We start from the raw sequence: 13,969 nt of genomic DNA, 5'->3' as shown, positions 1-13,969 counted from the left end.
TTACTGGCTTTCGCTAGTATTGCTCCGCCTCCCGTTAGGAGGTCGCTAGCCTTGTTCATTATGATTTGTTCTTTTGAACGGCGCTGGCTCAACAATTTGGAACATAGGTGGAAAAAATGTTTTCAGTTCTACTTGTGATTTACCTGTTGGCAGCGCTTGGTGTGATTGGCCTTGTGTTGATTCAACAAGGTAAAGGCGCAGATATGGGAGCCTCGTTCGGTGCTGGTGCTTCAAACACAGTGTTTGGTGCTGGCGGCTCAGGTAATTTCTTAACCCGAACAACTGCTATTTTAGCAACCGTATTCTTTATCGTTAGCTTGTTACTTGGTCGTATGTCTACGCACCAGACTGAATCACAATGGGTAGACCCAACGTTAGGTCAACCAGTTGTTGAACAAGTTAAGGACGCAGCGAGTGAAGTTCCTGCCCCTGCGGGTGATGAAATTCCTCAATAAGCTGTAAGGTTTTGATGCCGAGATGGTGAAATTGGTAGACACGCTAGCATGAGGTGCTAGTGCCTTAGGTGTGAGGGTTCGAGTCCCTCTCTCGGCACCATGTATTTACAAACTTGTAAATCACTTGTTTGCGAGTATAATGCTCAGCAAGTCGGACGCGGGGTGGAGCAGCTTGGTAGCTCGTCGGGCTCATAACCCGAAGGTCGTCGGTTCAAATCCGGCCCCCGCAACCAATCTCTTTCTTTAAAAGGAAATCGTAGATTGGCAAGTTTGCGTAGTGCTAACCACACTACGAGTTAAGAAAAGCAATTGTTGGCTATTCTTAACGTATCAGGGTCCAGCAGCATAAAACCCCGACTATCGGGGTTTTTTGTTATCTGAGCTTTTTGAAATAGCTCAGATACTGCTTGGTTTTTTGATTGGGCTCTGAGCCCTTTTTTTGTTTCTGGAGTGGTTAAATGACTGGTTTAGAAAGACAACTTACTGAAATGCTTGACGCGCCAGTAGCGGCATCAGGTTATGAGTTAGTTGGATTAGAATTCATTCGTGCAGGCGCGCACTCAACGTTACGTATCTACATTGACCATGAAAATGGTATTAACGTAGACGACTGTGCAGAAGTTAGCCACCAAGTTAGTGCAGTTTTAGACGTTGAAGATCCAATTTCTGTTGCTTACAGCCTAGAAGTGTCTTCTCCAGGTTTAGAAAGACCACTTTTTAAAGCAGCACATTACGAGCAATTTATTGGTCACGAGGTCAGCATCGTATTGAAAATGGCTGTAGCAAACCGTCGTAAGTGGAAAGGTATTATCCACGGTGTTGATGGCGAAACAGTGACAATTACTGTAGACGGTCAGCAAGAAGAGTTTGCTCTAAGTAACATTTCCAAAGCTAACCTGATCCCTAAATTTTAGTTCCCTAAAAAAGTTTAAGCTTAGAGGCTAAATACAATGAGTAAAGAAATTTTAGCGGTAGCAGAAGCGGTATCGAACGAAAAAGCGGTACCTCGTGAGCGTATCTTTGAGGCTCTTGAGATTGCTCTAGCAACTTCTACAAAGAAGAAATACGAAATCGAAATCGACGTACGTGTTGCCATTGACCGTAAAACCGGTGAGTTTGTAACTTACCGCCGTTGGTTAGTTGTTGATGACGTTGAGAACCCTACAAAAGAGATCTCACTAGAAGCAGCGCAATACGAAGATGACTCAATCGAGCTTGGCGACTACGTAGAAGACGAAATCGAATCAGTAACGTTTGACCGTATTACGACTCAAACTGCTAAGCAAGTTATCGTACAAAAAGTTCGTGAAGCTGAGCGCGCACAAATCGTTGAACAGTTCATCGACAATGAAGGTGATCTAATCACTGGTGTCGTGAAAAAAGTAAACCGTGACACAATCGTGCTTGATCTTGGTAATAACGCTGAAGCGGTAATCCTGCGTGATGACCAACTTCCTCGTGAAAACTTCCGTCCAGGCGACCGTGTACGTGGCCTTCTTTACAAAGTCGCGCCTGAAGCACGTGGTTTCCAATTGTTCATCACTCGTTCTAAGCCAGAAATGTTGGCAGAACTGTTCCGTGTTGAAGTGCCTGAAATCGCAGAAGATATTATCGAGTTGAAAGGCGCGGCACGTGATCCTGGTTCTCGCGCTAAGATCGCTGTCAAAACAAATGACAAACGTATCGACCCTGTAGGTGCGTGTGTTGGTATGCGTGGTGCACGTGTACAAGCTGTTTCTGGCGAACTTGGTGGGGAGCGTATCGATATTGTGCTTTGGGATGATAACCCAGCTCAATTCGTTATCAACGCAATGGCGCCAGCTGATGTTGCTTCTATCATCGTTGATGAGGATGCACACTCAATGGACATCGCAGTTGAAGCTGACAACCTAGCGCAAGCTATCGGTCGTAACGGTCAAAACGTGCGTCTAGCATCTCAACTAACCGGTTGGGAACTGAATGTTATGACAGTTGCTGATCTTCAGAAGAAACACGCTGAAGAATCACAAGCATCTATTGAAAACTTCATGAAGTACCTAGATATTGAAGAAGACTTCGCTCAACTTCTTGTTGAAGAAGGTTTCTCAACGCTAGAAGAAATCGCATACGTGCCAGTTAACGAGCTACTAGAAATCGATGGTTTGAATGAAGAACTAATCGAAGAGCTTCGTGGACGTGCAAAAGATGCACTAACGACGATCGCACTAGCACAAGAAGAGTCTTTTGAAGGTCTAGAACCAGCTGAGGACCTACTTGCACTTGAAGGTCTTGAGCGTGAGATGGCATTTAAATTGGCAGCGAAAGGTGTAGCGACACTGGAAGATCTTGCTGACCAAGGTATTGACGATTTAGAAGGTATCGAAGGCCTGACCGAAGAACGTGCAGGTGAGCTAATTATGGCCGCACGTAACATCTGTTGGTTCGGCGAAGAAGCATAATTTTCGGCAAGGAGGAAGCGGCATGACACAATTAACAGTTAAAGCACTGAGTGATGAGATTGGTACGCCAGTCGACCGCTTGATTGAACAACTTGCTGACGCTGGCATTAAAAAGGCGAGCTCTGACAATGTTACTGATGAAGAGAAGCAGAAGCTTCTCTCTCATTTAAAGAAAGAACACGGTGATAAATCAGGTGATTCAGAGCCGACTCGCCTTACGCTTCAGCGTAAAACTCGTAGTACACTTAGTGTGAACGCGGGTGGTGGTAAGAGTAAGAATGTTCAGGTTGAGGTGCGCAAAAAACGTACATACGTGAAGCGCAGCACAATTGAAGATGAAGCGAAACGTGAAGCTGAAGAAGCAGCACAACGTGAAGCAGAAGAAGCAGCAAAACGTGCAGCAGAAGAAGCTGCAAAACGTGAAGCTGAAGAAGCTGCGAAACGTGAAGCTGAAGAAGCTGCAAAACGTGAAGCGGAAGAAAAAGCGAAACGTGAAGCTGAAGAAAAAGCGAAGCGAGACGTAGATACGAATGCACAACGTAATGCTGAAGAAAAAGCAAAGCGTGATGCTGAAGAGAAAATTAAGCAAGAAGCAGCGCGAAAAGAGGCCGACGAGCTTAAACGTCGTCAGGAAGAAGAAGCTAAGCGTAAGGCTGAAGAGGAAAGTCAGCGCAAGCTTGAAGAAGCTCGCGAATTGGCTGAAAAGAATAAAGAGCGTTGGTCTGCTGCAGAAGAGAAAAAGGGTGATATGGAAGATACAGATTACCATGTAACGACTTCACAATACGCACGTGAAGCCGAAGATGAAGCAGATCGCAAAGTAGAAGGCGGTCGTCGTAAGAAGAAAAAAGCAGCTTCGGGTAAAGACGACCAAGCTCGCGGTGGCCGTAACAACCAACGTGGCGGTAGAGGTCGTAAGGGCAAACTTGCTAAGCCGACTTCAATGCAGCACGGGTTTGATAAGTCAGCAACGGTTGCTAAGCAAGACGTTGTAATTGGCGAAACGATCGTTCTATCAGAACTTGCTAACAAGATGTCGGTTAAAGCGACAGAAGTTATCAAAGTAATGATGAAGATGGGCGCTATGGCGACTATCAACCAAGTGATCGACCAAGAAACAGCACAACTTGTTGCTGAAGAAATGGGCCATAAAGTAGTTCTTCGTAAAGAGAACGAACTGGAAGAAGCGGTACTATCTGACCGTGACACTAACGCGGAAGCAGTTCCACGTGCTCCAGTTGTTACTATCATGGGTCACGTTGACCACGGTAAAACGTCAACACTTGACTACATCCGTCGCACACACGTTGCTTCTGGCGAAGCGGGTGGTATTACTCAGCACATTGGTGCGTACCACGTTGAAACAGACAACGGCATGATCACGTTCCTTGATACTCCTGGACACGCAGCGTTTACTGCAATGCGTGCTCGTGGTGCTCAAGCGACAGATATCGTTGTTCTTGTAGTTGCAGCAGACGATGGCGTAATGCCACAAACAGTAGAAGCGATTCAGCACGCGAAAGCGGCAGGCGTTCCTCTAATTGTTGCTGTGAACAAGATCGATAAAGAAGATGCGAACCCAGATAACGTTAAGAACGAGCTTGCTCAATACGACGTTATTCCTGAAGAGTGGGGCGGTGAGAACATGTTCGTTCACATCTCTGCTAAACAGGGTACAAACATCGATGGTCTTCTAGAAGCAATCCTTCTTCAGTCTGAAGTTCTTGAACTTACAGCTGTAGCTGAAGGCATGGCATCTGGTGTTGTTGTTGAATCTCGCCTAGATAAAGGTCGTGGTCCAGTTGCAACAGTACTTGTTCAATCAGGTACACTAAACAAAGGCGACATCGTTCTTTGTGGTCAAGAATACGGCCGTGTTCGTGCAATGCGTGATGAGCTAGGTAAAGAAATTACTTCGGCTGGCCCATCTATCCCTGTAGAGATCCTAGGTCTTTCAGGTGTACCATCTTCAGGTGATGAAGCAACAGTCGTTCGTGACGAGCGTAAAGCGCGTGAAGTAGCTAACTACCGTGCTGGTAAGTTCCGTGAAGTGAAACTTGCTCGTCAGCAGAAATCTAAACTAGAGAACATGTTCTCTAACATGACTGCTGGTGAAGTTGCTGAACTTAACGTTGTACTTAAAGCAGACGTTCAAGGTTCTGTAGAAGCAATCGCTGACTCATTAGTTAAGCTATCTACTGACGAAGTTAAAGTGAACATCGTTGGTTCTGGTGTTGGTGGTATTACGGAAACTGACGTAGTACTAGCGGAAGCTTCAAACGCAATCATCCTTGGCTTTAACGTTCGTGCAGATGCTTCTGCTCGCCGTGCTGTTGAAGCCGCAGCTGTTGACTTACGTTACTACTCAATCATTTACCAATTGATTGACGAAGTGAAACAAGCAATGGGCGGTATGCTTGCTCCAGAATTCAAGCAAGAGATCATTGGTCTTGCTGAAGTTCGTGACGTGTTTAAGTCACCGAAACTGGGCGCTATCGCTGGTTGTATGGTTACAGAAGGTGTGATCAAGCGTAACAACCCAATCCGTGTACTACGTGATAACGTTGTTATTTACGAAGGTGAACTAGAGTCACTACGTCGTTTCAAAGATGACGTTCAAGAAGTTAAGAATGGCTACGAATGTGGTATCGGCGTTAAGAACTACAATGATGTTCGCGTTGGTGACCAAATCGAAGTCTTCGAAATCGTTGAAATTAAACGTACTCTAGACTAATTGACTAAAATTACTAATATTGTCTTTGAAAGATAAGTAGTAATTGGTTGTTGAATACACCATGGGGGGCTGGCTTTGACCAACCCCCCATTCTTTCTATATAAGAGTAAAGATATGTCAAAAGAATTTAGCCGCACGCAGCGCGTTGCACAGCAGCTGCAAAAAGAACTAGCGATGATCCTTCAACGTGAAGTTCGTGACTCTCGCCTTGGCATGGTGACGATCTCAGACGTAGAAGTCTCTCGTGACCTAGCTTACGCAAAAGTATTTGTGACCTTCCTGTGTGTGGGTGAGCAAACACCAGAATCATGTCTAGCAGCGCTACGTGAGCACGAAGTGCACATTCGCATGATGTTAGGTAAGCGTATTCGTCTACGTTTAACGCCAGAAATCCGCTTCCACTATGACAATACGCTTGTTGAAGGTATGCGTATGTCTAACCTAGTGTCTGAAGTCGTTAGTTCAGACAAACAAAAGCAAAAAGATTCTGGTCGTGAGGACGAAGAATAATGGCTCGTCGTCGTAAAGGTCGTCCAATTAATGGCGTTATACTGTTGGACAAACCAACAGGTATCTCTTCCAATGATGCACTGCAAAAAGTAAAGCGAATCTACTTTGCCGAGAAAGCAGGCCACACTGGAGCCTTGGACCCATTAGCGACAGGCATGCTGCCAATTTGCTTGGGTGAAGCGACAAAATTTTCTCAGTTTCTTCTTGATTCTGATAAACGCTACCGTGTGATCGCAAAGCTGGGTGAACGTACCAATACGTCTGACTCGGATGGTGAAGTTGTAGAGACGCGTCCAGTCGATGTTACGTTAGACAAGCTAGAAGCGTGCATCGATCAGTTCCGTGGTGAATCTGATCAAGTGCCTTCCATGTTCTCTGCGTTGAAGTATCAAGGTAAACCCTTGTATGAATACGCTCGTAAAGGCATCGAAGTTCCGCGTGAATCTCGTAAGATCACGGTATATGAGATTGTTCTTCACCGTTTTGAAGGCGATGAAGTAGAGATGGAAGTGCACTGCTCTAAAGGTACCTATATTCGTACTATCGTTGATGATCTGGGCGAAATGTTAGGTTGTGGTGCGCACGTAACTATGCTTCGTCGTACTGGTGTTGCTAAATACCCTTACGAGAATATGGTAACACTTGAGCAACTAAATGAGTTGCTAGAGCAAGCTCACCGCGAGGAACGAGCGCCTCGAGAGCTACTGGACCCACTGCTTTTGCCAATGGATACAGCGGTAGAAGACTTACCAGAAGTCAACTTGGTGCCTGAACTGGCGAATATGGTCCAACATGGGCAGCCCGTTCAAGTATTTGGTGCTCCGACTGAGGGCTCACTTCGCCTTACTATGGGTGAAGAACGCTTGTTTATTGGCGTTGGCGAAATGAACGAAGATGGCAAAATCGCTCCTAAGCGATTGGTCGTGTTCCGAGATGACGTTGCATCCAAGTAAATGATTGAAAATACCGACCTGAGTGTCGGTATTTTTATATTGCACGAGATAGGAAATTTCCCTATAATCCGCGCTTCGCGTAGCGGCTGAATCAGAGATTGGCTGCTACAACTTTAAACCTACTCTTATTAGGAGAGAATTATGTCTCTGAATGCAGAAACTAAAGCAGCAATCGTTGCAGAATACGCACAAGGCGAAGGCGACACTGGTTCACCAGAAGTTCAAGTAGCTCTACTTACAGCTTCTATCAACCACCTACAAGGTCACTTCAAAGCGCACAAAGGCGATCACCACAGCCGTCGTGGTCTTCTACGCATGGTTTCTCGTCGTCGTAAGCTTCTAGATTACCTAAAAGGTAAAAACCTAGCTCGCTACCAAGACCTAATCAAACGTCTAGGCCTACGTCGCTAATCAGCGACTGCATAGCAGTTTGTCTAAAAAGGGGCTTTATGCCCCTTTTTTGTTGCCTAAATTTAGCCAAATTAGACTTATGCCGTTATAATACTGGCGGCTAAACCTTGTAAGAGGTTTTCTCAAAAGCTCATAGCATTACAGTCAACCACGTCGACCAAAAGGTCGCGACTATTCAAAAGGAATTTCCGAGTTTCTTTTTACTAGTCGCGATTCGTAATGCCTTGAGTGTCAATTAACACATCTAAGATTTCTTTAAGCACTAAAGGAAGATTAGAAACAAGGAATAACAATGTTCGAAAAACCAGTTGTTAAAACGTTCCAGTACGGCAACCACACAGTTACTTTAGAAACTGGCGTTATTGCACGTCAAGCTACAGCAGCAGTTATGGTCACAATGGATGATACGTCTGTATTCGTATCTGTTGTAGGTAAAAAAGAAGCCGTTGCAGGTCAAGACTTCTTCCCACTAACGGTTAACTACCAAGAGCGTACTTACGCTGCGGGTAAAATCCCAGGCGGCTTCTTCAAACGTGAAGGTCGTCCTTCTGAAGGCGAAACGCTAACAGCTCGTCTAATCGACCGTCCAATCCGTCCGCTATTCCCAGACGCGTTTAAAAACGAAGTTCAGGTTATCGCGACAGTAATGTCTGTAAACCCAGATGTTCAGCCAGATATCGTTACAATGATCGGTACTTCTGCTGCTCTTGCTATCTCTGGCATTCCATTCAACGGCCCTATCGGTGCGGCGCGTGTTGGTCATATCGATGGTCAGCTTGTACTTAACCCTAGCCAAACTGAACTAGAAACTTCTAAGCTTGACCTTGTTGTTGCAGGTACAGAGTCAGCAGTACTGATGGTTGAGTCAGAAGCGGACAACCTAACTGAAGAAGAAATGCTAGCGGCGGTTGTTTATGGTCATGACCAACAACAAGTTGCTATTCAAGCTATCAACGAATTCAAAGCAGAAGTTGCAACTCCTGCTTGGGATTGGGTTGCTCCTGAAGAGAACACAGCGCTTAAAAATAAGATTGCTGATCTAGCAGAAGCTAAACTTGTTGAAGCTTACCAAATTACTGAGAAAATGGCTCGTTACGACCGCATCCATGAGATCGCTGCGGAAGTAAATGAAGTTCTTCTTGCTGAAGATCCTGAAGCAGACACAAAAGAAATCCACACTATCTTCCATGATCTAGAGAAGACAGTAGTACGTAGCCGTATTATTGCAGGTAACCCTCGTATCGATGGCCGTGAAAAAGACATGGTTCGTGCACTAGATGTACGTACTGGTGTTCTTCCTCGTACTCACGGTAGCGCGCTATTCACTCGTGGTGAAACTCAGGCGATCGTTACGGCAACGCTAGGTACTCAGCGTGATGCTCAAATCATCGATGAGCTAACTGGTGAGCGTAAAGATCACTTCCTACTGCACTACAACTTCCCTCCATACTGTGTAGGTGAAACTGGTTTTGTAGGTTCTCCTAAGCGTCGTGAAATCGGCCACGGTAAACTGGCGAAGCGTGGTATTGCTGCAGTAATGCCTTCTGTTGATGAGTTCCCATACACAGTACGTGTTGTATCGGAAATCACTGAATCTAACGGTTCATCTTCAATGGCTTCAGTATGTGGTACTTCTCTTGCGCTTATGGACGCAGGTGTACCAATCAAAGCATCTGTTGCTGGTATCGCAATGGGTCTTGTTAAAGAAGGTGACGATTTCGTTGTACTTTCTGACATCCTTGGCGATGAAGACCATCTAGGTGACATGGACTTTAAAGTAGCAGGTACTAACACTGGTATCACTGCACTTCAAATGGACATCAAGATCGAAGGCATCACTAAAGAAATCATGCAAATTGCGCTTAACCAAGCTCAAGGCGCACGTAAGCACATCCTATCTGTAATGGATGAAGCAATCTCTGGTGCTCGTGAAGACATCTCTGAATTTGCTCCGCGTATTCACACGATGAAGATCAGCGCTGAGAAGATCAAAGACGTTATCGGTAAAGGTGGTGCAGTTATCCGTGCTCTAACTGAAGAGACTGGTACAACTATCGAAATCGAAGACGACGGTACTATCAAGATTGCGGCAACTGAAGGCACTGCTGCGAAAGAAGCTATCCGCCGTATCGAAGAGATCACTGCTGAAGTGGAAGTGGGCCGTATCTACACAGGTAAAGTTGCACGTCTAGCTGACTTCGGTGCATTCGTAACGGTTCTTCCAGGCAAAGATGGTCTTGTACACATTTCTCAAATCGCAGAAAAACGCGTAGAGAAAGTGTCTGACTACCTAGCTGAAGGTCAAGAAGTTCAAGTTAAAGTTCTTGAAATCGACCGCCAAGGCCGTGTACGTCTAAGCATGAAAGAAGCGGTAGAAAAGCCAGCTGAAGAAGCTGCTGCTGAAGCACCGGCTGCTAAAGACGAGTAAGACAAAATGAGACTTTCAGCCTTTTATTAGATTAAGGGCCTGAAAGCATGTTATAAAAGGGGAGCATTTTCGCTCCCCTTTTTTGGTTTGTTTCGATGTATTAACCTCAAACGAGGTTATCGCCTATATTGCATTAAGAGAAACAAATCTTGAGCGGTCCAAACAGGAGTATCAATTAGTGAAATGGTTTCAAACCGCAATTTTATGTGTTGCTATCGCGCTGACCGGTTGTGCAAATACTTCTCAACAATCAGCACAAAAGTGGTTATATCCACCGATGGCGGTGCCACTTCAGCCTAGTGTTCAACAAGAAGTACAAATCGCGCGTCTATCGCAGTTGCTACAACGTCCCGACCTTAGTGATGAAGTGCGCGCTAAAATGCATTATGAGCGCGGTAGCTACTACGACAGCGTTGGTTTGCGTGATCTTGCCCGTTTGGACTTTAACCAGTCTTTGCAGTTGAATCCCGCTCAGCCGGACATCTTCAATCTCTTGGGGGTATACTTTACCCAAGTAGGAGAGTTTGATGCGGCATATGAAGCGTTTGACTCAACCATAGAGTTGGCTCCTGATAATACCTATGCTGAGCGCAACCGTGCGATTGCACTGTATTATGGTGGTCGAATCGATCTCGCTTTAGAAGATATGACCAAGCACTATCAAGAAATGCCAACGGATCCTTTTCGTTCATTATGGCTGTACATCATCGAAGCTGAGCAAAATCCAGAGCAAGCAAAAGCCAATCTTCAACAGCGTTATTTACGAGATCGTAGTGAAGAGTGGGGATGGGTTCTTGTTGCCATCATGCTACGAGACGTCTCGGACGAAGACGCGCTTAAAGCAATTATGGATGGAACGAGAGAGAACTATCGCCTAGCTGAACGATTGACGGAAACGTATTTCTACCTTGGAAAGCGTAATCAGCTTGAAGGTGATATCGCAAGTGCCATCTCACTTTATAAGCTCGCGATTTCGTTCAACGTTTACGATTATGTTGAGCATCGCTATTCTTTCTTGGAGTTGGCGCAAATTTACGATCAATTACAGCAAGATAGATTGGCCAAGTTAAAGGCTGCCAAGAAGCTGGAAATTGAATGATTTAGAGCCGCTCGATGAGAGCGGCTTTTTTTATGATTGAACTTGATGAGTGACTCATTTAAAATAGTTAGTCTTGCTAACTAAGTGGTGGTGGCTTTTATGGCATTAGAAGAAAGCTTGATTGATTTAGAGCGTTTTTGCGCCAAAGCTTGGCGTGTCTATGCCAAAGAAGATCCATTATCACATCTAAGCTTTAATGAGTTCGATTATTTACGTGTGATTCAGGTTTACCCTGAGGGTGTGCGAATAACCGATCTTGCTGAAGAGCTGCAAGTGACTAAGCCTTCCGCATCGACAATGGTTGTGCGTTTGGAAAAAAAGGGTTTGGTGAAACGCATCGCATGTAATGAGGATGCTCGTGCTAAGCGTGTGTTGCTTACGGAAGAAGTCGCAGAAAAAATGTCTTTGGAGCAGGTAGTGTACAAAGATATCTCTGACCAAATGATGCAACAATTAAATCAGCAAGAAGCTGAACAGTTACAAGCTTTATTGAATAAAGCATTGAGTAATAAGTCATTTTAAACTAAACCAAAGGCCTCAGCTGTATGGTTTAGTTTTTGTTGTTTCATCTTTCTTTTATTTAATTTAACCATTTAGTTAGTCTTGCTAATTAAATGGTTAGCTTTGCTAACTACTGGTGACAGTCATGCAAAACTCAATTTATAGACAGTTTTGGAAATATACGATTCCAACCGTCGCAGCAATGCTCGTAAACGGTTTGTATCAAATAGTTGATGGCATTTTTATTGGCCGTTATGTTGGCGCTGACGGATTAGCTGGGATCAATGTTGCGTGGCCTATTATCGGTTCGATCCTCGGTATAGGAATGATGATTGGGGTGGGGACTGGCGCGCTGACTTCGATCAAGCAAGGAGAGAACGATCATGAAGGCGCTAAGCGAATACTAACGACCGGATTGACGTTGTTAGCGGCATTGATGCCGGTCGTTGCTACAATATTGTTCTTGTTTTCGGATGAATTTATTCGCTGGCAAGGTGCGGAAGGGCGAGTGTTTGAACTTGCGCTGCAATATTTGCATATTCTGATAGTCGCGTGCGTATTCACGTTGGGTTCTATCGCAGTTCCGTTTTTATTACGCAATGACGACAGCCCGAACTTAGCAACGATTTTGATGGTCATCGGTGCCGTTATTAACATTGTATTAGACTACGTATTTATTGCTTGGTTGGAGTGGGAGTTAACCGGAGCCGCTATTGCCACTGCACTTGCACAATTAGTGGTCACTGTGCTCGGTATTGGTTACTTCTTTACTTCAAAAGCAACATTACGCCTTCGTATCCGCGACTTCAAAGTTCAGGTTGATGCTGCACCAAAGATTATCATGATAGGTACATCAAGTTTCTTTATGTACGCCTACGGCTCTGTGATGGTGGCACTGCACAACGCGTTATTTGCTCAATACGGAAGTGCAATGTTGATCGGAGCGTACGCCATTTTGGGGTACATCGTGACGGTTTACTATCTGATAGCCGAAGGAATTGCGAATGGTATGCAGCCTTTAGTGAGCTTCAACCACGGTGCACGTAATCAGGAGAACATCAGAAAGTTATTAAAGGTCGCGATGGGGACATCTGTGCTTGGTGGGGTGGCGTTCGTTGTTTTGATGAACCTTTTCCCGTACGAACTGGTTGCGGTGTTTAATAATGCTGACCAACAGTTGATTGATAGCACCGTGATCGGGATTCGTTTACACATGTTTGCGTTGTTCTTAGATGGTTTTTTAGTTGTGGCGGCCGCGTACTATCAATCAGTAAACAAAGGCAGCAAAGCTATGTTTGTAACACTAGGCAACATGCTGGTCCAGTTGCCATTCTTATTCATTATGCCGAAACTTTTCGGCGTGACAGGTATTTGGTTAGCTTTCCCATTGTCTAACATTGCATTGAGTTTGGTCGTGATCAGTATGTTGTGGCGAGATGTGAAAAAGCTGCTTAATGATAGTTCTGTCGAACCAAGGGTGCAAGCCTGCTAACAAAAGCTAACAGATAAAAGCGAGGCTAGGCCTCGCTTTTATCTTTAAGGATTAAATGGTTTTTACTTCTAAGCCCGCTAGTTGATGCCAATAGCCATTGCATTGGCGGCTTTCGAGCTTTTCAGGATTATCGCCGTATTCGTTTGAGCGAAAACGCTCTAACTCTGAAAAAATGTCCATACCAAGAGGGCTTAACCGGACCACATCAACCAGCCCTTTCATACTTGGTAAGTCATTGATGAGGTTGTAGCAATACCCTGACTGTGTTTGAATGCCGTTAAGGTTAAAGACTTCTTGCCCTTCTTGGCTGCTGACCTGGATACCCGTAGGGTATTTGATACAGCAGGTTTCGCAATCGTCTTTCGCTCGGTTTTCAGCTCGGGCTGTGAAACAGCGAGCGGAATACGCTAAAGGCAAATAACCGTGGCTAAATACCTCAACTTCAAACTTGTTACGAATACCAAGCTCGTCACACTGAACTAAAGTATCGTTTAACCATTCGCGAGAGAGCTCGACAGGCATGCACCAACGCATCATACCTTGCTTCAAAAATAAGTTGAGCGTGTGTGCGTTATAAGTATTGATTGCAGGACCAACGACGAAAGGCACTTTATGCTCTGATGCCAATTGAACAGCAGATACGTCATTTGCTTCAATCGCGAAGTCACCGTTGTCGATGTACTTCTTCATTATGTTTACTTCACTCGGAGCTTCTAGTAGTGCCATTGTTGATAGCACCACTTGCTTGCCAGCTGCAGACAGCTCTTTTGCTATTTCAAGCCAATGCGAAGGCTTCATTTCTCGACGTTTTGAGCATACGGTTTCCCCAAGATAGATGATGTCCGCGGAGCTTGATTTCGCTTGTTCATAAAACGCTTCGATGTCTTGTTTTGGCCAGAAGTACAACAGCGGGCCAAGCGCGTATTTCATTGAATTATCCATCTTAAC

12 protein-coding genes and 2 tRNA genes are annotated in these 13,969 nt (G+C 44.9%); 13 read left to right on the top strand and 1 reads right to left on the bottom strand.

Features of this window, described 5'->3' with window-relative positions; genetic code table 11:
* The first annotated feature begins 116 nt into the window (after positions 1-116).
* From secG to R7D93_RS12035, 13 genes are all read left to right on the top strand, one after another.
* On the top strand, positions 117-455 hold the full coding sequence (gene secG, locus R7D93_RS12095; RefSeq protein WP_005380080.1) for a preprotein translocase subunit SecG: 339 nt from the start codon (positions 117-119) through the stop codon (positions 453-455).
* A gap of 16 nt (positions 456-471) precedes the next feature.
* Positions 472-555: transfer RNA gene (locus R7D93_RS12090), tRNA-Leu, on the top strand.
* Between the two features lie 56 nt (positions 556-611).
* Positions 612-688, top strand: a tRNA-Met gene (locus R7D93_RS12085).
* Between the two features lie 225 nt (positions 689-913).
* A complete protein-coding gene (gene rimP, locus R7D93_RS12080; protein WP_005386424.1) occupies positions 914-1,369 on the top strand; it encodes a ribosome maturation factor RimP in 456 nt (151 codons plus the stop codon).
* A 36-nt stretch (positions 1,370-1,405) separates the two neighbouring features.
* Positions 1,406-2,893 carry a transcription termination factor NusA gene (nusA, locus tag R7D93_RS12075; protein ID WP_005380084.1) on the top strand — a complete coding sequence of 496 codons (1,488 nt, stop codon included), beginning with the start codon at positions 1,406-1,408 and terminating at the stop codon, positions 2,891-2,893.
* Positions 2,894-2,915: 22 nt separating this feature from the next.
* A complete protein-coding gene (gene infB, locus R7D93_RS12070) occupies positions 2,916-5,627 on the top strand; it encodes a translation initiation factor IF-2 (RefSeq protein ID WP_005380086.1) in 2,712 nt (903 codons plus the stop codon).
* Positions 5,628-5,741: 114 nt separating this feature from the next.
* Positions 5,742-6,137 (top strand): 30S ribosome-binding factor RbfA, encoded by a 396-nt coding sequence (gene rbfA, locus R7D93_RS12065; protein WP_005380087.1) that lies wholly within the window; start codon positions 5,742-5,744, stop codon positions 6,135-6,137.
* Positions 6,137-7,090 carry a tRNA pseudouridine(55) synthase TruB gene (truB, locus tag R7D93_RS12060; protein WP_005380088.1) on the top strand — a complete coding sequence of 318 codons (954 nt, stop codon included), beginning with the start codon at positions 6,137-6,139 and terminating at the stop codon, positions 7,088-7,090. Before rbfA ends, truB begins: the two co-directional genes overlap by 1 nt.
* 141 nt (positions 7,091-7,231) lie before the next feature.
* Positions 7,232-7,501, top strand: a complete 270-nt coding sequence (gene rpsO / locus R7D93_RS12055; RefSeq protein ID WP_005380094.1) for a 30S ribosomal protein S15 — start codon at positions 7,232-7,234, stop codon at positions 7,499-7,501.
* 292 nt (positions 7,502-7,793) lie between these two features.
* Positions 7,794-9,929 carry a polyribonucleotide nucleotidyltransferase gene (gene pnp, locus R7D93_RS12050; protein ID WP_005380098.1) on the top strand — a complete coding sequence of 712 codons (2,136 nt, stop codon included), beginning with the start codon at positions 7,794-7,796 and terminating at the stop codon, positions 9,927-9,929.
* Positions 9,930-10,107: 178 nt separating this feature from the next.
* Positions 10,108-11,028 carry a lipoprotein NlpI gene (gene nlpI / locus R7D93_RS12045; protein ID WP_005380101.1) on the top strand — a complete coding sequence of 307 codons (921 nt, stop codon included), beginning with the start codon at positions 10,108-10,110 and terminating at the stop codon, positions 11,026-11,028.
* Positions 11,029-11,127: 99 nt separating this feature from the next.
* Positions 11,128-11,550 (top strand): MarR family winged helix-turn-helix transcriptional regulator, encoded by a 423-nt coding sequence (locus R7D93_RS12040; RefSeq protein WP_005380103.1) that lies wholly within the window; start codon positions 11,128-11,130, stop codon positions 11,548-11,550.
* Positions 11,551-11,674: 124 nt separating this feature from the next.
* Positions 11,675-13,021 carry an MATE family efflux transporter gene (locus R7D93_RS12035; protein WP_213868662.1) on the top strand — a complete coding sequence of 449 codons (1,347 nt, stop codon included), beginning with the start codon at positions 11,675-11,677 and terminating at the stop codon, positions 13,019-13,021.
* 51 nt (positions 13,022-13,072) lie between these two features.
* Here the strand turns inward: R7D93_RS12035 and R7D93_RS12030 are convergent, their stop codons facing one another.
* Positions 13,073-13,951, bottom strand: coding sequence for a U32 family peptidase (locus R7D93_RS12030; protein WP_167415711.1), 879 nt, complete (start codon positions 13,949-13,951; stop codon positions 13,073-13,075).
* Positions 13,952-13,969 lie beyond the last annotated feature (18 nt).

The organism is Vibrio sp. YT-15, from assembly GCF_033337445.1.
GTDB lineage: Bacteria > Pseudomonadota > Gammaproteobacteria > Enterobacterales > Vibrionaceae > Vibrio > Vibrio alginolyticus.
This window is presented reverse-complemented; position numbering and strand designations above follow the sequence as displayed.